The sequence below is a fragment of the Geodermatophilaceae bacterium NBWT11 genome (genome assembly GCA_014218215.1).
In the GTDB taxonomy this organism is placed as follows: domain Bacteria; phylum Actinomycetota; class Actinomycetes; order Mycobacteriales; family Geodermatophilaceae; genus Klenkia.
Map to the genome: position 1 here is coordinate 338,636 of CP043652.1, position 23,231 is coordinate 361,866.

Consider the following 23,231-nt stretch of genomic DNA (forward strand, 5'->3'; position numbering starts at 1 on the left):
CTCCCCACCGGGTCAGAACGGTGGCGAGTCATGGTCGCCTCCCAAGGGTGGGCCAGCGTGCGGCCAGGGCGGTGGTCCCGTCGTGGTCCGCAGACCCGTCGGTGTCGTGACGCTGAGCCGCCCGTCCGGGTGCAGCTGGTGGTGCCACCCCGGCGCCTGGTGCTTGCCGCGGTGGTGGCCGGTGCAGTAGCCGATCAGGTTGTCGTGCGCCGTCGGCCCCTCCGGCCAGCGGCGGTCGTGGTCGAGCTCCCCTCCGCGGGGGACCCGGCGACGGCAGCCCGGGAACCGGCATCGGCGGTCGCGGGCCCGGACGAACCGGTCGAGCGCACGTCCCGGCCGGTACCCGTCGGTGGCGCCCGGTGGCGTGAGGCCGGGCCGGTCGACCAGGTCGTGCGGGCAGCGCTCCGGGCGACGGACACAGCGCGGGCGGCCGCACGAGGACACCCGACGCAGCTCGCGGGCGTCGGTGAGCGCGAGCAGGGTCCCGCTCAGGGCGTCCACCACGGCAGCCCGCGGCCGGTCGGCGAGCCCACCCCCTCCGGTCCGGCGGAGCAGGTCACCCAGCTTGTCCTGCAGGCCGGCCCGCGCACCGGTCATCGCCTGCACGCTGGTCCGGGCCCGGCCCACCGCACCTGCGGGCGACGCCCGGTGCTGCTCCTCGGTCCGACGGGCAGCGCGTTCGGCTGCCACCACCGCGGCTCGGGCTCGGGACACCTGCCCCCGGGCGCGCTCGACCGCCTCCCCCGCCCGCTGCACCGCAGCGTCAGCCGCTGCCCAGCCCGGAGGCCCATCGCCCTCGGAGGGGGCGCTCGTCCTGAGCGGCGCCTGGTCCGGCGGCGACTCCGTGCCTGCGACCACGCCGGCACACTGCTCGTCGTCGACCGCGCGCTCCGCGGCCACGTGAGGCGCCTCCTCGAGCAGCCCCAGGGCGCGGGCCAGGTGCCGCACCATCTCGGCCGGCACCACCTGCCCGTCGACCTCGCCTGACTCGTCGCCGCCGGCCAGGGTCTCCACAGACGCGACGACCGTGAGCTGCGCGGTCACCACCGGGAGGCCGGTCTCACCGGGCCGCAGGATCAGGTCGACCAGGCAGTCGGCCATCTTCTGCGACCGGGTGCGCGACTCTGGGTCGTCGTCGATCGAGTCGGCGTACCGCCCCAGCGCATCCAGGCAGGCCCGTGCCTCCGGGGTGGTCAGCACGGCGTTCAGCTGTTCCAGGCCGTCCTCCCGGCCGGCCGAGCAGAACACACCCCGCCGACGGACCGCCGCCGCCAACCGCTGCGCCGCCCCCACGGCGTCGTGCCGCAGCACGAGCACCCGAGCCCGCTCGGTCAGCTGCGACGGTGTGGTCACCCGACCCGTCATCCAGGTGAGCAGCTCGCGCTCGACCCGGGCGCGCACACCGGGGTCCTCGATCGCGCCGACCCGCTCGGTGAACGCCCACAGGTGGCCCGGGTGGATCACCCCGCCCTCCAGGGCCTCCAGCGTGGCGGGCAGCCGGTGCACCAGGGTCAGCGACCGGACCAGCAGGGCCTGCGCAGCGTGGTGGGTGATCTGCAGGGCGACCACCAGCTCCTGCGCCGCCCATTCACTGACCTCCGCGATCACCCGCGGTCGAGCTGCCCGCGTCTCCGCCGAGGCACAGCCCGGCTCTCCCGGCTGCCGATCGACGGACGCCGGCCGCAGCTCCGCGAACTCGGCGACCGCCCGTGCCTGAGCTGCGGTCGCCCGACCGATGGCCGCAGCCTCCCCCTGCACCTCGCCCAGCGGCCCGCCCGAGGTGACGACAGTCGGGAACCAGGCCAGTTCGCGCACCGGGCTCTCCGTCGTCGTCATGCGTTCGATCATACGTTCGAGTCCGGACAGTTCCTGCTGCTCAGCGCCCACCTGTGGACAGACCACCGCTGTCCACAGGCGGCGCCCGGAACTGTCGGAGGCCCCTGCCAGAGTGCGGTCATGACCTTCACCGGACACGTCTTCCTCGGCATGAGCGTCGACGGCTTCATCGCCCGCGAGGACGACTCGCTCGACTTCCTCAGCGGCAGCGGAGAGGGCGCCGGCGACGCGGGGTTCACGCCCTTCGTCGACAGCATCGACGCCCTGCTGATGGGCCGCGGCACCTACGACGTCATCGCCGGCGAGCAGGAGTGGCCCTACCAGGGCAAGCCCCTGCACCTGCTGAGCACGACCGTCGCCGACGACGCCGACCCCCGGCTGGCCGCCGTGCACCGCACCGCCGACGACGCGATCGCCGCCCTGGACGACACCGGGTACCGCCGGGTCTACGTCGACGGCGGGCGCACGGTGCGCGAGCTCCTGGCCCGCGGGCGGATCCAGACCTTGACACTGTCGCGGGTGCCGGTGCTCATCGGGTCCGGTGCGTCGCTGTTCGGTCCGTTGCCGCGCGACGTGGAGCTCGAGCACGTCTCGACCGAGGTGCTGGGCGGCGGGATGGTGCAGACGACCTACCGCGTCCGGGAATCGTTGCAGGCCGAGAGCGATTGACCCGGCCATGGACGTCTTCCTCACCGGTGGAACCGGTCTCGTCGGATCTCACGTGCTCACCGCGCTCCTCGCCGACGGGCACACCGTCCGGGCGCTGGCCCGCAGTGCCGCCTCCGCCGCCGCGGTCGAGGCCGCCGGCGCCACCGCTGTGCGCGGCGAGCTCACCGACACCGACCTCGTCGCCCGCGAGGCCGTCGACGCCGACGGCGTCATCCACACCGCCTCCCCCGGCGACGAGACCAGTGCTGACGTGGACCAGGCGTTCCTGGACGCAGTGCTCGGCGCGATCGCCAACAGCGGCAAGCCCTACCTGCACACCGGCGGTTGCTGGGTGCACGGCTCGGGCCAGATCGACGAGGACACCCCGCGGGCCGCACCGCAGCTCACCGCCTGGCGGCAGCCGCTCGACGAGCGGGTCACCTCCGCCCGCGACGGCGTGCGCTCCGTGCTGATCGAGCCCGGCATCGTCTACGCCACCCAGGACGGGCAGGTCGCCGGGATCACCGGCGTGGTGCTCGGCGGTCCGACCGATGACGACGGGGCGACCCAGCTGCCCGGCAGCGGGGACCAGCACTGGACCACCGTGCACGCTGCCGACCTGGGCCGGCTCTACTCCCTCGCGCTCACCCACGCCCCGGCCGGCAGCACCTACCTCGGGGTGAGCGGCCAGAACCCGACGGTCCGCGAGATCGGCGAGGCCGCCGGCCTGCGCGTGGTCGGCACCTCCGACGAGGCCACCAACGAGCGGTTGGGCCTGTTCGGCGAGGCGCTCCTGCTCGACCAGCAGGCCACCGGCGAGAAGGCCCGCACCGAGCTGGGCTGGACCCCCACCGAAGCCCCCCTGCTGGAGACCGTCGCACGCTGACCGCGAGCCCGGGGGTCAGCCGGTCGGTACGTCGACCGTGACCTCCGGGCCCAGCGTGGCGTCGACCAGCTCGAGCCGGTCGCCGGACCAGAAGCTGCCCGGGTCGTAGGAGTTCAGCGGCTGGTCGCCGGGGAGCAGGCCCATCGCGGTGTAGGTGGCGGCGACCAGCTCGGCGCAGAACACCGTCTCGGCCGAGGTGTGCTTCTGCACCAGCCCCGACGCCCAGCCCCGGGCCAGCCGGAACGTGGTCGGGAACGGTCGGCCGTCGAGCCGGGCGATGGTCTGCAGCACCGCGTCCTCCATGGCCGGGGTGACCCCGCCGTCGTCGGCCGGGCCGACCAGCTGCCGCAGCCACGCCCGCTGGCCGTACTTCTGCCGCCACACGGTCACCGCGTCCCGCAGGTCGTGCAGCTGCACCCCGCGCTGGTGGGTGCCGGTCCACACGTCGGGCAGCGACTTGCCCAGCTCGGCGTGCCACAGCAGCGGCGGCAGGTCGTCGAGCACCACGGCCATGCCGACGTGGTTGACCGGCGCGTTGGTGAGCGTCTGGATCGCGCGGTCGGCGACGGAGACCCCGCGGAACAGCCACACGTCGCCGGTGCGGGTCAGGTCGACCGCCGCGTCCAGCGTCAGCGGGGTGGGTCGGTTCGGGCGGCTCACCAGCGGGGACACGCGGCCACGCTAGGGGACGCCGTTACCGTGCCGGGCATGCGCCGCGACACCCTGGGAAAGCTCATCGGACTGGCCGGCATCGCCGGGGTCGCCGCCACCGGGGTCGTGATCGCCCGCGACGAGCGGGAGCGCCGCGCCTACTCCGCCGACGACGTCCGATCCCGGTTGCACGAGCGCGCCGCGGCCGCGGCGGAGACCCCGGTGCCCGTGCCGGGACCCGAGCCGCGGGAGAACCCGATCCAGGCCCTGCGCCGACGTCTCCGCCGCTGATCAGTCGGGGACCACGGCCCGGTAGTCCACGAGCAGGTGGCCGGTCGGGCTGGTGACGCTCCGGACGGTCTCCCACCGCAGGGCCGGGACGCCGTCGAACAGCCGCCGCCCACGGCCGGCGACGGTCGGGACGATCACGAGGGACAGCGTGTCCACCAGCCCGGCAGCGAGCAGCGTCCGCAGCACCGAGAGGCTGGCGTGCACGCCGATGTCGCCCCCGGGTTGCTCACGCAGCTCCCGCACCGCGGCGACCAGATCGCCCTCGATCACCGAGCTGCCGGACCACTCCCGGTCCAGCGGGGTGCTCGTGGCGACGTGCTTGGGCACCCCGTTGACGAAGGACGCGAACGGCTCGATGTCGCTGTCGGGCCAGTAGGGCGCCCACTCATCCCAGCTGCGCCGGCCGAGCACCACGGCGTCCTGGGTGCCGATGACCCGGGCGAGGTTGGCGTCCATGACGTCGTCCCAGGTCGAGATGAACTCGTCCGGCGCCTCGGCGACGCCGTCCAAGGACACCAGCTCGTACGCGACGAGTCGGCGCATCAGCCCGCACCCGCGGGCAACGCGACCCCCTCGTCCTTGAGCACGACGCCCGAGGCACCGAGCTCGCGGGAGGCCTGGAGCAGCGCGACCAGGGTGTCCGCCGCCTGCGCGTAGCCGAGCCCGTGCGGGGGTCGGACGTTGGAGATGCAGTTCCGTTCGCTGTCCGCGCGGCCGGTACGGGGTCCGAAGGTCAGGTAGAGGCCGAGACTGTCCGCCGAGGAGAGTCCAGGCCGCTCCCCCACCAGGACGACGACGATCCGGGCTCCCAGCGCCTGGCCGATCGGGTCACCGAGGGCCACCCGGGCCTGGGTGGCGACCACCAGCGGGGCGATCGACCAGCCCGGGAGTCGTTCGAGTACCGCGGCGACGGTCCCCGCCGCGTGCTCGGAGACCGCCAGCGGGGACAGACCGTCGGCGATCACCAGCGCCAGGTCGTACTCCCCCGTGGGCAACGACGCCGAGGAGGAGAGCTGGCGGCCGAGGTCGGGTCGCTGTAGGTAGGTCGCCCGGTCCGGCGCGGCCGACGCGACCTCGAGCACCTCGAGCCCGGTGTCCGCCAGCGCTGCGACCAGGGCAGGCACGTCCAGCGGGGAGTGCACGGCGTCCCGGGCAGCGGCGTGTGCGGCCCGGAACTCCAGCAGCCGCGCCGTCGGCAGCCCGTCGCCGGCCCGGCCGAGGGCGACCCGGGCGCGGGTCGCCGAGCGCAGCAGGTCGAAGGCGTCCGAGCTCATCGGGCCGCCGCCAGCAGCGCCCGGGCGGCCGGTGCGTCCGCGGTCAGCTCGCGCACCCGGCCGTCCGGGCCGAGCAGGTCCATCCGGCCCAGCCACGCCTCGAACTCCGGCGCGGGCCGCAGGTCCAGCACTTGGCGGGCGGTGAGCACGTCCTGGAACGACAGCGACTGGTAGTGCAGCATCACGTCGTCCGACCCCGGGACGGCGATGACGAACGAGCAGCCCGCCGCCCCCAGCAGCACGGTGAGGGTGTCGGTGTCGTCGGGGTCGACGTCGGTGTGGTTCGTGTAGCAGACGTCGACGCCCATCGGCAGGCCCAGCAGCTTGCCGCAGAAGTGGTCCTCCAGGCCGGCCCGGATCACCTGCTTGGCGTCGTAGAGGTACTCCGGGCCGATGAACCCGACGACGGTGTTCACCAGCAGCGGGTCGTAGTGCCGGGCCACCCCGTAGGCCCGGCACTCCAGGGTCTGCTGGTCCACCGGCGCCCCGCCGACCCCGAGGTGCGCACCGGCCGACAGCGCCGACCCCTGCCCGGTCTCGAAGTACGTCACGTTCGACCCGACGGTCCCGCGCTTGAGCTCCAGCGCCGCGGCACGGGCCTCCGACAGCAGGTCCAGCGTCACGCCGAACCCCTCGTTCCCACCCTGCGTCCCGGCCACCGACTGGAACACCAGGTCGACCGGGGCGCCCTTCTCCAGCGCCCGCAGCGTCGTCGTCACGTGGGCGAGCACGCAGGACTGCGTCGGGATCTCGTACCGGGTGATGACCGCGTCGATGAGCTCCAGCAGCGCGATCGTCTGGGCCGGGGAGTCCGTCGCCGGGTTGATCCCGATGACTGCGTCGCCCGACCCGTGCAGCAACCCGTCCAGCAGGGACGCCGTGACGCCGACCGCGTCGTCCGTCGGGTGGTTGGGCTGCAGCCGGGACGCCAGCCGGCCCGGCAACCCGATGGTCGACCGCAGCCCGGTGACCACCCGGGCCCGCCGGCCGACGGCGATCAGGTCGGCGTTGCGCATCAGCTTGGAGACGGCGGCAGCCATCTCCGGGGTCAGCCCGCGGGCCAGCCCGGAGATCGCGGCCTCGTCGGCCTCGGCGGCGCGGGCGAGCAACCACTCCCGGAAACCGCCGACGGTGAGCGACCGGACCGGGTCCAGGGCACCGGCGTCCAGGGTGTCGAGCACCAGCCGGGTGACGTCGTCGTCCTCGTAGGAGACCACCTGCTCGTCCAGGAACGTGGTGAGCGGCAGGTCGGCGAGCACCGTCTGGGCGGCGACCCGCTCGGCCTCCGACCCCGCCGCGCAGCCGGCCAGCACGTCCCCGGACCGGTGCGGCGTGGCCTTGGCCATCACCTCGACCAGCGAGGGGAACTCGTAGGTGTGCCCGCCCAGCGTCGCCCGCCGGGCCGTCATCGGACGTCGTCCGCAGCGGCGGCCAGTGCCGCGAACTCCTCCTCCGGGGCCGAGGCGACCAGGTGGTGCCGGCTGTAGAAGGCGAAGTAGGCGATGAACAGCGCGAAGGCGACCAGGGTGAGGCCGGCGGCGAGCGGGTCGACCAGGAAGGTGGCCAGCACCGCGAGGACGGCCAGGACCAGGGCGATCGAGGTCGTCGTCGTCCCGCCCGGGGTGCGGTAGGGACGCTCGAGGTCGGGCTCGCGGCGGCGCAGCACGATGTGGCTGACCATCATCAGCACGTAGGAGACGGCCGCGCCGAACACCGCCATGTTGAGCAGCGTCGCGCCCTGGCCGGTGAGGGTGAGCAGGAAGCCGACGACGCCGGGCACGACCAGCGCGAGCACCGGGGCCTTGCGGCTGTTGGTCACCGACAGCGCGCGGGGCAGGTAGCCGGCCCGGGAGAGGGCGAAGGTCTGCCGGCTGTAGGCGTAGACGATGGAGAAGAAGCTGGCGACCAGGCCGACGAGGCCCATGTAGTTCACGACGGTCTGCAGGGTCCCCGGCTGGAGGGCGTCGACCGGCGGGTTCGCGGACTCGGAGATGACCTGCGCACCGCCGGCGCCGGTGGTGAACACCAGCATCAGGATCGCCAGCGTGGCCAGCACGGCCATCGCGGCGAGGATGCCCTTGGGCATCGCGCGGGCCGGGTCCTTGGCCTCCTCCGAGGCCAGCGGCACGCACTCGACGGCGAGGAAGAACCAGATGCCGAAGGGGAACGCCGCCCAGATGCCGAGCAGGCCGAAGGGCAGCCAGTCCGAGGCGCCGGCGGCGTCGGTGGGCACGATGTCGGTGAGGTTGGCGGCGTCGAAGTCCGGGATGGCGCCGATGAGGAACAGCACGAGGCCGACGACGGCGACCGCGGCGATCGCCAGCATCACCTTGAGCGCCTCGCCGACGCCCATCAGGTGGACGCCGATGAACAGGGCGTAGACGGCGAGGTAGACCCACCAGCCGTCGGTGATGCCGAACAGCCCGAGGGACTCGACGTAGCCGCCGATGAAGGTGGCGATGGCGGCCGGCGCGATCGCGTACTCCAGCAGGACGGCGACCCCGGTGGCGTAGCCGCCCCAGGGGCCCAGCGCGCGGCGGGCGAAGGTGTAGCCACCGCCGGCGGTCGGCAGCGCCGAGCCCAGCTCGGCCAGGCCGAACACCATGGCCGTGTACATGATCCCCATCAGCACGGTGGCGATCAGCAGACCGCCGAACCCGCCCTCGGCCAGGCCGAAGTTCCAGCCGGCGTAGTCCCCGGAGATGACGGCGGCGACGCCGAGACCGGCGAGCAGGGTCCAGCCGGCGGTGCCGGTGCGCAGCTGTCGTTTCGCGAGGTACTCGCTGGTCCCTGGTGCGGTGCTGGGCGGGGCGGTGGGTTCAGCGGTCACGACGGGCCTCCGGCTCTGCCGGCCCCACGGGCCGGATGCAGCACACCTTGGCCCCGGTCGGTTACGGGGGCAATGCCCTCAGGTCACGGATCAGGGAGCGGTGCCGCCGACGGCCAGCAGGTCGCGGACGACGGCGCCGGGGTCGCCGGTGCGGGCCAGCACGTCGCGCTGCCGGACGGCGGAGGTGCCCCGCGCCAGCAGCTGCTCGGCGAGCCCCGTGACCTCGGCCAGCTCGCCGCGGGACTCCAGGTCCGGGCCCAGCTCGCGGAGCAGCCCGGCGACCGCGGAGGCGGCGTCGACCAGCTCGCCGGTGACCGGATCGAGCAGCAGGCCGGACAGTCCGGTGCGGGCGGCCCGCCAGCGCGCGGCCCGCAGCACCTCGGGGCGGACGACGGGTGCCGGGTCGCCGTCCCCGGCGCGGGCGGCGAGCACCGTGACCAGGGAGCGGCAGAGGGCGGCGTGCAGGACGACGTCGTCCAGGTCGGTGCACACGTCGCCCATCCGGAACTCGACGGTGGGCACGTGGGTGGAGGGCCGCAGGTCCCAGTAGAGCTGGGAGCCGTCGGGCACCATCCCGCTGCCCACCAGGGCGGCGACGACGGCGCGGTAGCGGGCGGCGTCCCCCAGTGCCTCGGGCGGGCCTGAGACCGGCCAGCGCGACCACCAGACGGTGCGCCAGGAGTCTTAGCCGGTGGTGACGCCGTCGTGGAACGGGGAGCTGCCGGTCATCGCCAGCAGCAGCGGGAGGTAGGGGCGGGCGCGGTCCATGACGGCGACGGCGGTGTCGAGGTCGGGGACGCCGACGTGCACGTGGGTGCCGCAGATGTCCTGCCCGGTGGCCAGGCCCGCCCACCGCTCGACCATGGACCGGTAGCGCGGGGCGTCGGTGAGCACCAGGTCGTGCGGGGACGCGGTGGGGTGGGTGGAGGCGGCGAGGACGGTGAGCCCGTCGGTCTGGGCGGCGGCGACGGCCTCGGCGCGGGTCTGCACGAGCTCGGCGCGGACCTGGTCCAGGGTGGTGCAGACGCCGGTCGCCGTCTCCAGCTGGGTCGTGGAGATCTCGGGCTGCACGTGCGGGCCGGCCTCACCGCGGACGGCGGCGTCGGCGACGAGGGAACTGGCGGCCAGCGCGCCGGTGGCGGGGTCGACGAGGTGGAACTCCTCCTCGACGCCCAGGGTCGAACCGGTCATGCCGTACTCCAGGTGATCACGCAGGGTGCGGCGGCGAACGGTACGGGGTGCGCGAGGATGGAGACGTGGACCTCACCCTCGGCGACGACCTCCGTTCCTTCGTCGACGCCTCCCCCTCGCCCGGGCACGCCGCCGCCGAGATCGCCCGCCGCCTGGTCGAGGGCGGGTTCCGCGAGCTGGCCGAGACCGACCTGTGGGAGCTGTCCCCCGGCGACGCGGTGTTCACCGTGCGCGGGGCCAGCGTGGTCGCGGTTCGGGTGGGCACCGAACCCGCGCACGAGGCGGGGCTGCGGATCATCGGCGCGCACACCGACTCCCCCACCTTCCGGGTGCGCCCGCGGCACGACGTGCGGCAGGCCGGCTACCGGCTGGTCGGCGTGGAGCCCTACGGCGGCGGGCTGTGGCACACCTGGCTCGACCGCGAGCTCACCGTGGCCGGCCGCCTAGCGCTCCGTGGGGGGACGACGACCCTGGTCACGCTCCCCGGTGCGCCGCTCCGGCTCCCGTCGCTGGCGATCCACCTGGACCGCTCGGTGCGCGAGGGCCTGACCCTGGACCCGCAGCGCCACCTGCAGCCGGTCTGGGGCTCGGACCTCGACACCGAGCCCGGCCTGCTGGAGGCCCTGGCCGCCACCGCCGGCGTAGCGGCCGGCGACATCGTGGGTCACGACCTGGTGCTCGCCGACACCCAGCCGGCCGCGCGCGCCGGGGCGGATGGTTCGTGGATCGCCGCGCCCCGGCTGGACGACCTGGCCTGCTGCCACTCGGGGCTGTTGGCCCTGCTGGGTGTTTCCGCGGAAACACGGCACACGCAGGTGCTGGTCTGCAACGACCACGAGGAGGTCGGCTCGGGGTCGGCGTCGGGTGCTCGCGGCTCGTTCCTGGAGGACGTGATCAGCCGCCTGGCCGGGCCCTCTCCCCAGGCGTTCGCCCGCACCATCGCAGCCTCGAAGCTGGTCAGCGCCGACATGGCGCACGCCGTGCACCCCACCCGCTCCGAGCGCCACGAGCCGTCGCACCAGCCGGTGCTGGGGGGTGGGCCGGTGCTGAAGCTGAACGCCAACCAGGCCTACGCGACGGATGCGGTCTCGGGTGGGTGGTTCACCGAGCGGTGTGAGGCGGCTGGGGTGCCGGTGCAGCACTTCGTGTCGCGGGCGGATCTGCCGTGTGGATCGACGATCGGGCCGCTGACGGCGACGCGGCTGGGGTTGTCGACGGTCGATGTGGGCGCACCCCAGTTGGCGATGCACTCGGTCCGCGAGCTGGCATCGGCTAAGGACGTGCCGCTAATGGTCAGCGCGTTTCGAAGCTGTCTACGTTTCTGAGGCGAGAAACCATCGTTCCCAGGAGGCAGGGCCGATTTGCCAGGCTGCGCGCATCCCCAGGTTTACCAGCAGACTCTAGGATTACCGCGACCGAAGCCCCGCTTGGCTCATGCGTGCTCGGTGTCCGCCTCATCGCCACCCGCCACATTCATGACCGAGCATAATGGACACGGGGGGCGCCGAAGCGCCCCCCGTGGGCCAGTTAGCTAAACAGCTGAACAGCAAGGTTCGCTGAAGCGACGACCAAATGTGCAACCCGGACATACAATGTCCGTTTCGCAATGCGATCTGGAGCCTCTCGATGCTTGGCCAAGCTCACCACCTCCCCTCCTATAGACGCCTCGCTAAGCGAGCACGTGACCCAGCGTCGCTGGGCTTATGCCCTGCACTGCGCACGTCCACCTAGGGGGCTGTCAGAGAAGAGGTTCCGGGTAAAGAGTAGAGGCACCACACGCGTTCGACAAGGTGGCACGTCAAACAGGATGTGGTCCACTACCCAACAGGAAGGCCAAGCTGGTCGAAGAATGAGCGATTGCGCTGATGCGCCATATTCAGCAGCCGATCGAACGAGATAACTTCAATGTAGGCCTTGTAGTTATCGTTGTAGCCGAAGAAGCCGAGCCCATCCTGCGTAGGTCGAAGATTTGCCGCTTTACATCGCTCTCTAACGCTAGGCGTCAAATCGGCTATCACATAGCAGAAACCTGGCACATGATCGGAATTGGGAATTGGGCGACCCGAGGCGGTCTTCACAGTCCCCTCGCGAACTCGCTCGAGGTAACGCAATGCTTGCGCGAGTGGGTCCTTCTCCGTGTCGCCAGATGCATCGTTCCGCATTGGTCTTTTAATCTCAATAACAGTCACCGAGGCTAGGGGGACACTGCGACCTTCACCTTCTGCCACCAGAACAGGACCGTCGTTAACCTTGAGAGCGATTATGTCCGGCTCGGTCCTTGAGCCAGTATCGCTGATTGGCATAGTCTTGAGGGGCTTGTCAGATGCCAGGTAATTATGAAAAGCGAGACCCTCGTCGATCACCCACAGGTTTGACACACTCGGATGCACCTCGTCGGAGGTGGTTCTCATTGGCATAATGAGGCTATGTATGACGTCTTCTCGAGCATACTTGTTGTCTTCGCCCACACGAATGGCCTGCTCTAGGAGATCGAGGATTACACGTCGCCTAGAGACGTATGCCGCCAAGTCGGACTTCTTGATGTCATCGACTCTCTCCAGATAGACTTGCAGGCGTTCATCGTAACCTTCAGGCAAGGAACTCGATGCATTAAGAATTTCCTGCCCTTCGACCAGCAACTGGCCTTCTAGATCAGCCAAGGATCTATGGAGCTGCAGCTCTAGTTCCCTGTCACTGACTCCGGGATCGACGATCATTTTCGACTCATCAATATGTCTTAATATTGGTCTGTAACGAGGCGCCTTATTGTCTACGAAGCTCCGAACCCTCTCTCGCGAGGCGCTAACAGTCTTGATTAAGCTGGCCTTCAGATAGGCTTCCGAGGACGCCAGGACGGCGGTCCGGATTTTAGCCAGCGAGAGTTCCTCTTCGTCGAAGGTTCCTTCGGTTGACTCTTGAATATCAAAATGAGTGCGCTCCGCCCTCACATTTGCGTCCAAGAATGATGAGGTGAGAAAGCATGCATACATAAACTCAGAGTCCGCATCCCTCAGCTTGCCGTAGAGGCCCGGGATTTTTCCAGCTATGCCCTCTGCAACCACGACGCGGTTCGATGCGCACCAGTTCAATTGAGGGGCAGCTTTCGAATTGGCCTTCAGGCGTAGGTGTACCAATTCGAAACCAACACCCTGGATTATAATATCCTCTGCCTGCGACGACGCAAGCATGTAATCAGTGAACGCGTCATGAAGATCTACCGCTTCAAGTTCGTCGCGCACGACAATATTTGGAGCACCGCCCGGGCGCACAAAATACCAAAGACAGTGCTCCAACACGCTTCGAGCGATTGCCGCCAGGGTTTTCGGCGCGCTCTCGCGGTACTCTTCTTTGAACGATGAGAGCTGGACCGATGCACCGGAATGCGAAGCCTCGGACGGGCTTTGCACCTGACGCGAGACGCCCTCTTCGGCCGTGAAGCGGAAGGTCCGATGGCCGAGATGCCCAGACGAATCGATGTAGTCGCTTTCAATGGCGACTTTTTCGAACGCCTTCAACCACATCAAGCGGCCAACGCCGCGACCGCCGGCGACTGCCTTATATTCGCTATCCAACGTCTCGAAGGACTTCATATTGCCATCGTGGAAGCCCTCACCATTGTCACTAACGACAAAACTTTGGATCGGATCCAGTGGGGTCGGACCAAAGCTTGCACTACCGACCGGGATAGTCAGTTGAGGCGACCTGACTACTTGCACGTCAATCTCGCTCAACCCCATGTCGGCGTTAGCGGCGTCGACAGACTGGATGGCATTCACCACCGCTTCATATAGCGGAAGAAGTGCGTGGCTCTTAGGTAAGGTCGTGTTACGCAACCGACCCGTCAGCGAAGCGTTAATAGCCACAAACCACACCTTCCTCGTCATTCGCTAGTGGCTTGCTCCAGCGTGCTCCGCCGCTCCTAGAACGACGGCGATCATCTCACGGTCCCGACGTTGGCGGGGGTGGGGAGAACTTGGGTAATCGAACGTTATGCGACGACCTGTGACTGAGATGATCGCAAACGACGACAACGGCGGTGGTCTGAGTCCGCCAAGCGCGATCTGAGCGCTGCGCCAGCCAGGGAAAACGTCGCCTCACTTCTCAGCCTCACTGGCCGACTGCCACTGTGATTAGGGTTGCACAGATACTGCCCCGACGGCCGGCCTGCGACACCCGAGTCGAGCACGAGTCGATCGATCCGTTTGGGCGGCGGACCGCATCTTGCCAGAATGAAGCACCACGATTGGCATAAGGTGAGACCGCCCCCTGGTGAGTTGCCCACGCCGTTAATCTGGTCGGCCCCTCAACCCGAAGTTCACCCAGGTCGGCGGGCATCCCATTACTGGTTTTGGCAGGATTTGCGTTTTTGAAGCGCCTCATCCCAGCCAGCGCTGCCAGCGGGAGAGCTCAGGGCCAGACCCCGGATCCCCACCCAGCGCGCGGGCAGCTTCGGCGACATCGTCCGCGGTCAACGTCGTCACGTCGTCCCGGTCCAACGACTCCATGTCCCGGCTGTCGTCCCGGGCCAGCCGCAACGCCTGCCGGTTCAACGCCTGCTCAAACAAGGTCCTGGCGAACCGCGCGTTGCCGGTGTCCTCACCGGCACGCAAAGCCGCAAGGGTACGGCGGAGGGTGTCGAGGGCGCCGGGCTCGAGGACGTACTCGTGCTGGGCCACGATGCTGACGAAGATCGCCTCCAGCTCGGCCGTCGAGTAGTCCGGGAACCGGACCTCACGGGCGAAGCGAGAGCGCAGGCCGGGGTTGGACAGCAGGAACGACTCCATCAGCCGCGGGTAGCCGGCGACGATCACCACCAGGCGGTGGCGGTGGTCCTCCATCCGCTTGAGCAGCACCTCGATCGCCTCGGGCCCGAAGTCCTGCCGGCCGTCGCCCTCGGGGGCCATTGAGTAGGCCTCGTCGATGAACAGCACGCCGTCGAGGGCCGACTTGACCACCCGGTCGGTCTTGATCGCGGTCGAGCCGACGTGCTGGCCGACCAGCGCGGCCCGGTCCACCTCCACCAGGTGGCCCTTCTGCAGCAGGCCGACCGCCCGGTACATCTCGGCGAGCAGCCGGGCCACCGTGGTCTTGCCGGTGCCCGGGTTGCCCATGAACACCAGGTGCTGGGACGTCGCCGCCTCCGGCAGACCGTGCGCCTTCCGGCGCGCCTGCACCTGCAGGAACGCCACGAGCGCCTGCACCTGCTCCTTCACCTCGGCCAGACCGACGAGCGCGTCGAGGTCGGCCTGGATCACCGCGAGGGGACGGGCCGGCGCCGGCTTGGCGCCGAACAGGTCGCTCACCAGGTCGTCGACGCCCCGCCCGCCGGGCCGCGGGAGCTGCTCGCCCAGGCGGACCACGGTCTCGCGGAGTTCATCGAGGGGCTTGCGACCGGAGGGCATCAGCCGAATGTAGGCGCGCGGGGGGCGAGGAACCGGGCGGTGACGCTGCCCGAGGCGGCCACCTGCTCGGGCGTTCCGGCAGCCACCACCTGCCCGCCGGCGTCACCTCCACCAGGCCCCAGGTCGAGCACCCAGTCGGCGTCGGCGACGACGTCCATGTCGTGCTCCACCAGCACCACCGTGTTGCCCGCGTCCACCAGTGACTGCAGCTGGCGCATCAAGACCTCGACGTCCGCCGGGTGCAGCCCGCTGGTCGGCTCGTCCAGCAGGTAGACCGTGTGCCCGCGCCGGGCCCGCTGCAGCTCGCTGGCCAGCTTGACTCGCTGAGCCTCACCGCCCGACAGCTCGGTCGCCGGCTGCCCCAGGCGCAGGTAGCCGAGGCCGACCTCCTGCAGCGCGCGCAGGCTGCGGGCGGCGGCGGGCACGGCGGCGAAGAACTCCTGCGCGGCCTCGACGGTCAGGTCGAGGACCTCGGCGATGGTCTTGCCGTCGACGGTCACCTCGAGGGTCTCGGCGTTGTACCGGGCCCCGTGGCAGGTCGGGCACGGCGCGTACGTGCCGGGCAGGAACAGCAGCTCGACGGTCACCGCGCCCTCCCCCTGGCACGTCGGGCAGCGGCCCTCGGCGACGTTGAAGGAGAACCGGCCCGCCGTCCACCCCCTCGAACGGGCCTCGTCGGTGGCGGCGAACAGCGTCCGGACGGCGTCGAACAGGCCGGTGTAGGTGGCCAGGTTCGACCGCGGCGTCCGGCCGATCGGCTTCTGGTCCACCCGCACCAGGCGGTCGACGGCGTCGACGCCCTCGGCCCGGACGTCGGACTCCCCCGACAGGACCTCGGCCAGCACCTGGCTCACCAGCGTCGACTTCCCCGACCCGGACACCCCGGTGACCGCCGTCAGCACCCCCAGCGGGAACCGCACCTCGACGTCCCGCAGGTTGTGCCGGGTGACGCCGGACAGGGTCAGCCACCGGGCCGGCTCTCGCCGCGGCCGAGCGACGGGCGCGCGGGGAGCCAGGAAGAGACGCGTCACCGACTCCTCGACGTCCGCCAGCCCGGCCACCGGACCGCTGTACAGCACCCGGCCGCCGTGCACGCCGGCGTGCGGGCCGACGTCGACGATCCAGTCCGCCCGCCGGGCCAGCGCCATGTCGTGCTCGATCACGAACAGCGAGTTGCCCGCGGCGGTGAGCTGGTCGAGCACGGTGAGCAGCTGCTCGGTGTCCGCCGGGTGCAGCCCGGCCGAGGGCTCGTCGAGCACGTAGACGACGCCGAACAACCCCGAGCGCAGCTGGGTGGCGATCCGCAGCCGCTGCAACTCCCCCGGCGACAGCGTCGGCGTCGTCCGGTTCAGCCCCAGGTAGCCCAGGCCGAGGTCGACGAGCACCTGGATGCGGTCGACCAGGTCGGCGACGATGCCCGCACCCACCTCGGGGAGTGAGACCGACAGCAGCACCGGGACCAGGTCGGTCATCGGGAGCGCGGTCAGCTCGGCGATGCTCCGCCCGGCGACCGTGACGGCGAGGGACTCCGGGCGCAGCCGGCTGCCACCGCACACCGGGCACGGGTTGGTCTGCACGTACTGCAGCACCCGGCGGCGCAGCGTCGGGCTCTTGGTGTTCGCCAGCGTGTGCATGACGTAGGCCCGGGCGCCCTGGAAGCGGCCGGTGTAGTCGCGCTGGATCTGCCCGGGTCCGCGCACCGGGTGCACGGTGACCTCGGGCGTCTCGTCGGTGAACAGGATCCAGTCCCGCTCGTCGGCCGGCAGCTCCCGCCAGGGCCGGTCGATGTCGTGGCCGAGCTCGGTGAGGATGTCGCGCAGGTTCTTGCCGTGCCAGGCACCGGGCCACGCCGCGACCGCGCCGTCCCGGATGCTCAGCGACGGGTCGGGCACCAGGGTCTGCTCGGTGACCTCGTAGACCGTGCCCAGCCCCGAGCACTCCGGGCAGGCGCCGGCGGCGGTGTTCGGCGAGAACGCGTCGGAGTCCAGCCGCCCCGCACCCGATGGGTACTCACCGGCACGGGAGAACAGCATCCGCAGCGAGTTCGACAGCGTCGTCACCGTGCCGACGGTCGACCGGCTGCTCGGCGTCCCCCGGCTCTGCTGCAGCGCCACCGCCGGCGGCAGCCCGGTGATCTCCTCGACCGTCGGGGCGCCCACCTGCTGGATCAGCCGTCGGGCGTACGGGGCCACCGACTCGAAGTACCGGCGCTGCGCCTCGGCGTAGATCGTGCCGAACGCCAGCGACGACTTCCCCGACCCCGACACCCCGGTGAACACCACGAGGGAGTCCCGCGGGACGGCGACGTCCACGTTCTGCAGGTTGTGCTCCCGGGCTCCCCGGACGCGGACGTACGGGTCGTCGGTCATCGGGCCAGCGTCCCCTGCGGCGGGAAACCGAGGCCGGGCGGGCTCAGCTGACCGCGAGCAGCCGCAGGTCGCGGGCGTACACGCCGGCGCCGCGGCGCACCGGGACGACGACCGGCAGGACGTCGGTCCACGCCGGACGACGCAGCGCCGGCATCCGCACCGTCGCGCCGTCCAGCGTCAGGGTCAGCACGGCGGCCACCACCGCGAGCAGCGCCACCGTGCCCAGTGCGACGGGCAGCCCGGCGGTCGAGGCCAGGAAGCCGATCGCCGGCGGCCCGCCCAGCAGGCCGGTGTAGCCCACCGTCGTGGCCAGCGCGATGCCCGAGGCGCCACCGAGCGCACCAGCGCGGGCGATGGCCAGCGGGAACACGTTGGCCAGGCCCAGCCCGACCAGGCCGAAGCCGGCCAGGGCCACCGGCACCGACGACGGCACGACCACCAGCAGCGCACCCACCGCGGCCAGCAGCGAGCCACCGACCAGCAGCCGGCGCTCCCCGAACCGGGTCACCAGCTGCCCGCCGGCCAGCCGCCCGCAGGCCATGGTGAGCGCGAAGCCGGCGTACCCGGCGGCGCCCAGCAGGGAGGAGGCGCCGAGGTCCTCGCGCAGGTGCAGGGCACCCCAGTCGGTCAACGCGCCCTCGCCGTAGGCGGTCGCCCCGGCGATCGCGCCGAGCACCACGAGCGCTGCGGTGGGCCGGGCCGCGGACGATGAGGAACGACGGACCACGGGCTCCCGGGCGACGGCCGGGTCGCCGTCCGCACCGACCAGCACCGGCACCACCCAGGCGGTGACCAGCAGGCCCAGTCCGGCGACGACGACGAAGTGCGGCAGCACGTCCAGGTGGGCCGCGGCGAGGCCGCCGACCAGGGCGCCGCCGAGGCCGCCGAAGCTGAACGCGGCATGCATGCCGGACAGCAGCGGGCGCCGGGCCCGGCCCTCGACCTGCACGCCGACGGAGTTGGCGGCCACGTTGACCATGCCGGTCACCGCGCCGAACGCCAGCAGTGCCGCGCACAGCTGGGGCACCGAGGTGGCCAGGCCGGGCAGCACCGCGCCGACGCACAGCGCGACGGCGGCCAGTGAGGCGACGAGGCCGGCGCCGAGCCGGGCGGCCAGTGCGCCGGTCACGGCCATCACGGCCAGCGCGCCGAGGGACAGGCAGAGCAGGGCCAGGCCGAGCGTGCTGTGGTCGGCGCCGACCTGCGCGCTGACCCCGGGCACCCGGGCGGCCCAGGAGCCGAAGACGAAGCCGTCGAGGGCGAACAGTGCGCAGACGGCGGTGCGCAGCCGGCCCAGGGAGGGCAGCGGCGCGCGGCTGGCAGCGGTGCGGACGAGACCGGCGACCGGCTCGCGGGCACGCAGGAAGAAGGGTGCAGACACGGGGGACCTCGCTGGAGAGTGGGGGCGCGGGTGGCGGAAGGTGGGCACACGACCTCGGGCGCAGATCCCCACGGTGCCAGCCGAGACCGGCGAAAGCTCCTGAAACGCCCAGGTGGGAGCCGTGATGGTCCGCACGTGAGCCGGGCCACCGGTTGCCGCCCCCACCCGGGGGCCGCAGGGTCAGGCCATGACCGGGTCCTTCTCACGGGGGTTGGCCGCTGGCGCGGCCGGCACCACCGTCCTCAATGCCGTCACCTACCTCGACATGGCCGTCCGCGGCCGCGATGCCAGCTCCACGCCCGACAAGACCGTCGACGCGATCGCCGACGCCGCCGGGACGAAGGTCCCCGGCAGGCGGGGCGAGCGGGACAACCGCCGCACCGCCCTCGGCGCCCTCAGCGGCATCGGCAACGGCGTCGCCGTGGGCGTGCTCGCCAGCCTGGCCCGAGCCGCGGGCGTCCGGCTGCCCAGCGCCGTCGGCGCCGTGGCCACCGGGGCCGCCGCGATGGCGCTCACCGACGGCGCCACCGCCGCCCTCGGCGTCGACGACCCCCGCCAGTGGTCCTCCCGCGACTGGGTCTCCGACGCCCTCCCCCACCTGGCCTACGGCGCTGCCGTGCAGGCCGTGGTCGAGGCGATCCCGACCCCGAAGGAGTTCCCGAAGAAGGCGGCCGGTGCCGGGCTCACCGTCCGGTCGGCGCTGCTCGGCGTCGCCACCGGCTGCCGCAGCTCGCTCGGGCTGTCGGCCCCTGCGCTGACCAATCCCGAGGGCGGCGCGCTGCGCAAGGTCGGCGCGCTGGGCGCGATCGGCGCCGAGGTCTACGCCGACAAGCTCGAGGGCACCCCGGCGCGCACCAGCGCCCAGGGCCTGCCCCTGCGCTTCGCCTCGGCGGCCGGTGGCGCCGGTGCGCTGGCCGCCCGCGAGGACGCCAACGCCGCACTGCCGATCCTGGCCGGCATGGCCGGGGCGGCCGCCGGTTCCTGGGGTGGGCTGGGCTGGCGCACCTGGGCCTCGAAGCGGGTGCCGGACTGGCAGGCCGCGGTGATCGAGGACGGCGTCGCCCTCGTCCTGGCCCTCGTCGCGACCCTGCCCAACCGCAAGCCCGCCCCGCAGCGGATCACGCTCACCGCGGTCTAGTCCGGCAGCTCCCCGAGCAGCCAGCCGGGCCCGGCCACCCGCACCCCCGCGGGCAGCCGGGCCCGGAGACCGCGATCGGCGGTCACCACCAGCACGTCGTCACCGAGCTCACCGCACGCGGACACCAGGGCGTCGTCCCCGCTGCCGGGTGCGCGCACCAGCCGCGCCCCGTCGACCTCGGGCACGTCCCGGGCCGCGCCCTCGACCACCGCCACCACCGTGCACGGCAGGGCGGCCAGCCGGGTCAGCAGCCGCGACGTCGCACCGGCACGGTCCCGCCACCAGCCGTCCGGCCGGGAGCCGACGACGTTGGCGACGTCGACCAGCAGGACGGTCAGCCGCGGGACCCCTCGCGCCAGTAGCCCATGAACGCCACCGCCTCGCGGGGGACGTTGAGGTCGCGGACCAGGTGCCGGCGCAGCTTCTTGACCACCCCGGCCTCACCGGCCAGCCAGGCGTAACAGCGGGTGTGGGCGCCGGCCTCGGGCACCTCCCAGAGGATGCCGTCGGTCAGGTCGACGTCGTCGGGGTCGACCCCGGGCGTCGAGCGGGCGATGCCCAGCTCGCAGAGCGCGGTGTGCACCGCGATGCCGAGCTGCTCGCCGCGCGGGCGGGAACCCCGGGCCAGCCAGCGCACGTCGGCCCCCGCCGGCAGGTGCAGCGGCAGGAAGTCCCCCGCCTCGGGCACCTCGAGCACGGCGACGACCCGCGGCCCGGGCTCCAGCGACTCCAGGATGCCGGCGATGGCAGGCACCGCGGTCTCGTCGCCGGCCAGGAAGAGGGTGTCGGCCTCGATCGGCGGGGTCCACTCCACACCCCAGCCGCGGCCGGTGCCCGGGCGGTCGGGGCCCAACAGCACGATCTCCGAGCCGGGGATGGCGCTCGCGGCCCAGGTGGCGGCCGGGCCGGCGTGCGCGTCGGGGGTGCCGTCCTCGGCGATGCCGTGCAGGACGACGTCGACGTCGAGCTCGGCGACCTCGGGCCGGAACGCCCGCGCGGTGTAGGTGCGCAGGTGCGGCCGGGTCTCCTCGGGCATCGCGCAGTACCGGACGTACCAGTCGGGCCCGGCGGCAGCGAGCAGGTCGCCGACCGACTCCCCGCCGTTGGGCAGGATCAGCTTGAAGCGCTGGTCGTCGCCGGCGAAGCCGAAGTCGGCCATCTCCGGACCGGTCAGGGTGACCCGCAGGAAGCTCGGGGACAGCCGTTCGGTGCGCGCCACGGAGGCGGTGAAGAAGCGGTAGACCGGCTGCAGGGTCTCGACGGTGCTGGTCACGCGGGCTCCCGGGGTCGATGTGCCTGTCCGTTCCAAAGTGAGGTTAGCCTAACCAGCCATCGCGGGGAACCACCCCGTCCCACCTCGGGAGCGCACGTGCGCAGCACCCCTCGCCGCCTGCTCGGCGGCATCCTGGCCACCGGCCTCACCCTCGCGGTCGCCGGCTGCGGCAGCAGTGACGACGGCGCGCCCGCGGCCGCGGCCGACGCGGGCTGGGAGTTCACCGACGACCGGGGCGTCACCGTCACCCTCGACGAGGCCCCCGACCGGGTCGCCGGCATCAACGACGTCGTGAGTTCGCTGTGGAACTACGGCATCGCGCCGGTCGCCACCTTCGGCCAGACCTCGGCCGCCGACGACGTCTCCTTCGCCGACCGGGACCTGTCCGACGTGGAGATCGCCGGCACCACCTACGGCGAGATCGACCTCGAGGCCCTGGCCGCCGCCGACCCCGACGTCATCGTCACCTCGGTCTACCCGACCGACACCGAGGGCACCCTGGACCTCGAGCAGCCGCTGTACGGCATCGCCTCGATGGAGCAGCAGGAGCAGCTCGAGGCCATCGCCCCGATCGTGGCCATCGCCTGGTCCGGCTCGGCCGCCGACGTCATCGAGCGCACTGCCGACCTCGCCGTCTCCCTCGGCGCCGACGAGGGCGAGATCGCCGACCTGCGCGCCGACTACGACGACGCTGCCGCGGCGCTCACCGAGGCCGCGGCCGGCGGGGTCACCGTCCTCCCGGTCGCCGCCTACGCGGGCGAGGGCTTCTACATGGCCAAGGCCGCCGACGACCCCTCGCTGCGGCTCTACTCCGACCTGGGCGTGCAGTTCGTCGACCCGGGCGGCTCCGAGTACTACTGGCAGACCGCCGGCTGGGAGTCCATCACCGACTACCCGAGTGACGTGCTGCTCTACAGCCTGCGCGGGGCGATGACCCCGGAGGAGATGGCCACCCAGCCGACCTACGGGCTGCTGCCCGCGGTGCAGGCCGACCAGGTGCACCCGTGGGAGTACCAGGGCATGGACTACCCGGCCCAGGCCGGTTACATGGAGCGCCTCGCCGGCTGGCTGACCGACAGCCAGAAGGTCACCTGACCCGCGGGGGTGAGGCACGCCGGTCGAGCACGCGGGACCATCGCGGCATGGACGACGGCCTCACCCCCGACCAGGTCGCCACCTTCGAACGCGACGGAGCCGTGCTGGTGGAGGGCGCCTTCCCGGCCGTCCTCGCCGAGCGCGGACGACGGCTGCTGTGGCGCGACCTGCAGGCCCGCCACCCCGGCCTGGACCCCACCGACCGCAGCACCTGGACCGACCCGGTGCTGCGGCTGGACTGGTCCGCCGAGCCGCCCTTCGTCGCCGCGGGCAACACCACCCGGCTGCACACCGCCTTCGACCAGCTCGCCGGCGAGGGCCGCTGGAGCGCGCCGTTCGGCCTGGGCTCCTGGCCGGTGCGCTTCCCGCAGCCCGACCGCGACCGCGACCCCGGTGACGCCGGCTGGCACATCGAGGGCGGCTTCGCCCCGGACGACCCGGCCCGGGCCGCCGAGGGCTGGTGGACCAACCTGGCCTGCCGCGGCCGGGCGCTGCTGATGCTCTTCCTGTTCTCCGACGTCGGGCCGGACGACGCCCCCACCCGGGTGCGGTTGGGCTCGCACCGCGACGTGCCGCCCCTGCTGGTCGACGCCGGGGACGACGGCCGCTCGGTGATGGACGTGTCGCCGGACGCCGAGGCCGCCAGCCGACACCGGGAGGTGGCCCTGGCGACCGGTCGCGCCGGCGACGTGTGGCTCGTCCACCCGTTCCTGGTGCACGCCGCCCAGCCGCACCGCGGCGGACCCGACGCCCCGGCCCGGTTCATGGCCCAACCACCGCTGTCGGCCACCGGGCTGCTCGACCTCTCCCCCGCCGCCGGCCGGGCCACCCCGCCCACGCCGGTCGAGCGACCGGTGCTGGAGGCCCTTGGCCGCGGGTGAACCGATCCGGCGCCCGGGCCCGAACCCCGGGCAGCCGTGGGCCTGGCTCACGGTGGGACCTCTGTGGGGGGTCCGACGTCGGCGG

General features: G+C 72.1%; 21 protein-coding genes. 7 read left to right on the forward strand and 14 right to left on the reverse strand.

Features of this window, described 5'->3' with window-relative positions; all coding sequences use genetic code 11:
* Positions 1-12: 12 nt before the first annotated feature.
* Positions 13-1,836 (reverse strand): HNH endonuclease, encoded by a 1,824-nt coding sequence (locus F1C76_01580; protein QNG38928.1) that lies wholly within the window; start codon positions 1,834-1,836, stop codon positions 13-15.
* 120 nt (positions 1,837-1,956) lie between these two features.
* Here F1C76_01580 and F1C76_01585 point away from each other — a divergent pair, with 120 nt between their 5' ends.
* Together F1C76_01585 and F1C76_01590 are read left to right on the forward strand one after the other, a co-directional pair.
* The gene (locus F1C76_01585) at positions 1,957-2,505 is read left to right on the forward strand and encodes a dihydrofolate reductase (protein ID QNG35472.1); all 549 of its coding nucleotides are present in this window, start codon (positions 1,957-1,959) and stop codon (positions 2,503-2,505) included.
* 7 nt (positions 2,506-2,512) lie between these two features.
* A complete protein-coding gene (locus tag F1C76_01590) occupies positions 2,513-3,370 on the forward strand; it encodes an NAD(P)H-binding protein (protein QNG35473.1) in 858 nt (285 codons plus the stop codon).
* Positions 3,371-3,385: 15 nt separating this feature from the next.
* Here the strand turns inward: F1C76_01590 and F1C76_01595 are convergent, their stop codons facing one another.
* The gene (locus F1C76_01595; protein ID QNG38929.1) at positions 3,386-4,003 is read right to left on the reverse strand and encodes a hypothetical protein; all 618 of its coding nucleotides are present in this window, start codon (positions 4,001-4,003) and stop codon (positions 3,386-3,388) included.
* Between the two features lie 75 nt (positions 4,004-4,078).
* Here F1C76_01595 and F1C76_01600 point away from each other — a divergent pair, with 75 nt between their 5' ends.
* A complete protein-coding gene (locus tag F1C76_01600) occupies positions 4,079-4,312 on the forward strand; it encodes a hypothetical protein (protein QNG35474.1) in 234 nt (77 codons plus the stop codon).
* Here the strand turns inward: F1C76_01600 and F1C76_01605 are convergent, their stop codons facing one another.
* The 6 genes from F1C76_01605 to F1C76_01630 all read right to left on the reverse strand — a co-directional run bounded on the left by F1C76_01605 (position 4,313) and on the right by F1C76_01630 (position 9,607).
* Entirely contained in the window at positions 4,313-4,855 is a 543-nt protein-coding gene (locus tag F1C76_01605; protein QNG35475.1) for a deaminase, read from the reverse strand.
* Positions 4,855-5,586, reverse strand: coding sequence for an ethanolamine ammonia-lyase subunit EutC (locus tag F1C76_01610; GenBank protein QNG35476.1), 732 nt, complete (start codon positions 5,584-5,586; stop codon positions 4,855-4,857). Before F1C76_01610 ends, F1C76_01605 begins: the two co-directional genes overlap by 1 nt.
* Positions 5,583-6,995, reverse strand: a complete 1,413-nt coding sequence (locus F1C76_01615; GenBank protein QNG35477.1) for an ethanolamine ammonia-lyase subunit EutB — start codon at positions 6,993-6,995, stop codon at positions 5,583-5,585. The genes F1C76_01610 and F1C76_01615 overlap by 4 nt, the downstream gene beginning before the upstream one ends.
* Entirely contained in the window at positions 6,992-8,416 is a 1,425-nt protein-coding gene (gene eat, locus F1C76_01620) for an ethanolamine permease (GenBank protein ID QNG35478.1), read from the reverse strand. The genes F1C76_01615 and eat overlap by 4 nt, the downstream gene beginning before the upstream one ends.
* A gap of 90 nt (positions 8,417-8,506) precedes the next feature.
* The gene (locus tag F1C76_01625) at positions 8,507-9,001 is read right to left on the reverse strand and encodes a hypothetical protein (GenBank protein QNG35479.1); all 495 of its coding nucleotides are present in this window, start codon (positions 8,999-9,001) and stop codon (positions 8,507-8,509) included.
* A gap of 99 nt (positions 9,002-9,100) precedes the next feature.
* The gene (locus F1C76_01630; protein QNG35480.1) at positions 9,101-9,607 is read right to left on the reverse strand and encodes a hypothetical protein; all 507 of its coding nucleotides are present in this window, start codon (positions 9,605-9,607) and stop codon (positions 9,101-9,103) included.
* A 47-nt stretch (positions 9,608-9,654) separates the two neighbouring features.
* Here F1C76_01630 and F1C76_01635 point away from each other — a divergent pair, with 47 nt between their 5' ends.
* Positions 9,655-10,932, forward strand: coding sequence for a M18 family aminopeptidase (locus F1C76_01635; protein ID QNG35481.1), 1,278 nt, complete (start codon positions 9,655-9,657; stop codon positions 10,930-10,932).
* Positions 10,933-11,424: 492 nt separating this feature from the next.
* On the opposite strand, the gene F1C76_01640 is transcribed toward F1C76_01635, so the two are convergent.
* The 4 genes from F1C76_01640 to F1C76_01655 form a co-directional block, all read right to left on the reverse strand.
* On the reverse strand, positions 11,425-13,470 hold the full coding sequence (locus F1C76_01640; GenBank protein QNG38930.1) for an ATP-binding protein: 2,046 nt from the start codon (positions 13,468-13,470) through the stop codon (positions 11,425-11,427).
* A gap of 513 nt (positions 13,471-13,983) precedes the next feature.
* Entirely contained in the window at positions 13,984-15,009 is a 1,026-nt protein-coding gene (locus tag F1C76_01645) for an AAA family ATPase (GenBank protein QNG35482.1), read from the reverse strand.
* A complete protein-coding gene (gene uvrA / locus F1C76_01650) occupies positions 15,009-17,378 on the reverse strand; it encodes an excinuclease ABC subunit A (GenBank protein QNG35483.1) in 2,370 nt (789 codons plus the stop codon). Before uvrA ends, F1C76_01645 begins: the two co-directional genes overlap by 1 nt.
* Positions 17,379-17,421: 43 nt before the next feature.
* A complete protein-coding gene (locus tag F1C76_01655; protein QNG38931.1) occupies positions 17,422-18,666 on the reverse strand; it encodes an MFS transporter in 1,245 nt (414 codons plus the stop codon).
* A gap of 280 nt (positions 18,667-18,946) precedes the next feature.
* Here F1C76_01655 and F1C76_01660 point away from each other — a divergent pair, with 280 nt between their 5' ends.
* A complete protein-coding gene (locus F1C76_01660; GenBank protein ID QNG35484.1) occupies positions 18,947-19,897 on the forward strand; it encodes a hypothetical protein in 951 nt (316 codons plus the stop codon).
* On the opposite strand, the gene F1C76_01665 is transcribed toward F1C76_01660, so the two are convergent.
* Positions 19,894-20,235 carry a hypothetical protein gene (locus F1C76_01665; protein ID QNG35485.1) on the reverse strand — a complete coding sequence of 114 codons (342 nt, stop codon included), beginning with the start codon at positions 20,233-20,235 and terminating at the stop codon, positions 19,894-19,896. The genes F1C76_01660 and F1C76_01665 overlap by 4 nt on opposite strands.
* Positions 20,232-21,170, reverse strand: coding sequence for a siderophore-interacting protein (locus F1C76_01670; protein QNG35486.1), 939 nt, complete (start codon positions 21,168-21,170; stop codon positions 20,232-20,234). The genes F1C76_01665 and F1C76_01670 overlap by 4 nt, the downstream gene beginning before the upstream one ends.
* Positions 21,171-21,266: 96 nt before the next feature.
* Here F1C76_01670 and F1C76_01675 point away from each other — a divergent pair, with 96 nt between their 5' ends.
* Together F1C76_01675 and F1C76_01680 are read left to right on the forward strand one after the other, a co-directional pair.
* A complete protein-coding gene (locus tag F1C76_01675; protein ID QNG35487.1) occupies positions 21,267-22,265 on the forward strand; it encodes an ABC transporter substrate-binding protein in 999 nt (332 codons plus the stop codon).
* Between the two features lie 47 nt (positions 22,266-22,312).
* Positions 22,313-23,146 (forward strand): phytanoyl-CoA dioxygenase family protein, encoded by an 834-nt coding sequence (locus tag F1C76_01680; protein QNG35488.1) that lies wholly within the window; start codon positions 22,313-22,315, stop codon positions 23,144-23,146.
* Positions 23,147-23,231: the final 85 nt, after the last annotated feature.

What these genes read in the sequence shown, in the direction of transcription:
- F1C76_01580 (QNG38928.1), bottom strand. Translation starts at nt 1,836, where the DNA reads ATGACGACGACGGAGAGCCCGGTGCGCGAACTGGCCTGGTTCCCGACT.
- F1C76_01585 (QNG35472.1), top strand. Translation starts at nt 1,957, where the DNA reads ATGACCTTCACCGGACACGTCTTCCTCGGCATGAGCGTCGACGGCTTC.
- F1C76_01590 (QNG35473.1), top strand. Translation starts at nt 2,513, where the DNA reads ATGGACGTCTTCCTCACCGGTGGAACCGGTCTCGTCGGATCTCACGTG.
- F1C76_01600 (QNG35474.1), top strand. Translation starts at nt 4,079, where the DNA reads ATGCGCCGCGACACCCTGGGAAAGCTCATCGGACTGGCCGGCATCGCC.
- F1C76_01605 (QNG35475.1), bottom strand. Translation starts at nt 4,855, where the DNA reads ATGCGCCGACTCGTCGCGTACGAGCTGGTGTCCTTGGACGGCGTCGCC.
- F1C76_01610 (QNG35476.1), bottom strand. Translation starts at nt 5,586, where the DNA reads ATGAGCTCGGACGCCTTCGACCTGCTGCGCTCGGCGACCCGCGCCCGG.
- F1C76_01615 (QNG35477.1), bottom strand. Translation starts at nt 6,995, where the DNA reads ATGACGGCCCGGCGGGCGACGCTGGGCGGGCACACCTACGAGTTCCCC.
- F1C76_01630 (QNG35480.1), bottom strand. Translation starts at nt 9,607, where the DNA reads ATGACCGGTTCGACCCTGGGCGTCGAGGAGGAGTTCCACCTCGTCGAC.
- F1C76_01645 (QNG35482.1), bottom strand. Translation starts at nt 15,009, where the DNA reads ATGCCCTCCGGTCGCAAGCCCCTCGATGAACTCCGCGAGACCGTGGTC.
- uvrA (QNG35483.1), bottom strand. Translation starts at nt 17,378, where the DNA reads ATGACCGACGACCCGTACGTCCGCGTCCGGGGAGCCCGGGAGCACAAC.
- F1C76_01660 (QNG35484.1), top strand. Translation starts at nt 18,947, where the DNA reads ATGACCGGGTCCTTCTCACGGGGGTTGGCCGCTGGCGCGGCCGGCACC.
- F1C76_01680 (QNG35488.1), top strand. Translation starts at nt 22,313, where the DNA reads ATGGACGACGGCCTCACCCCCGACCAGGTCGCCACCTTCGAACGCGAC.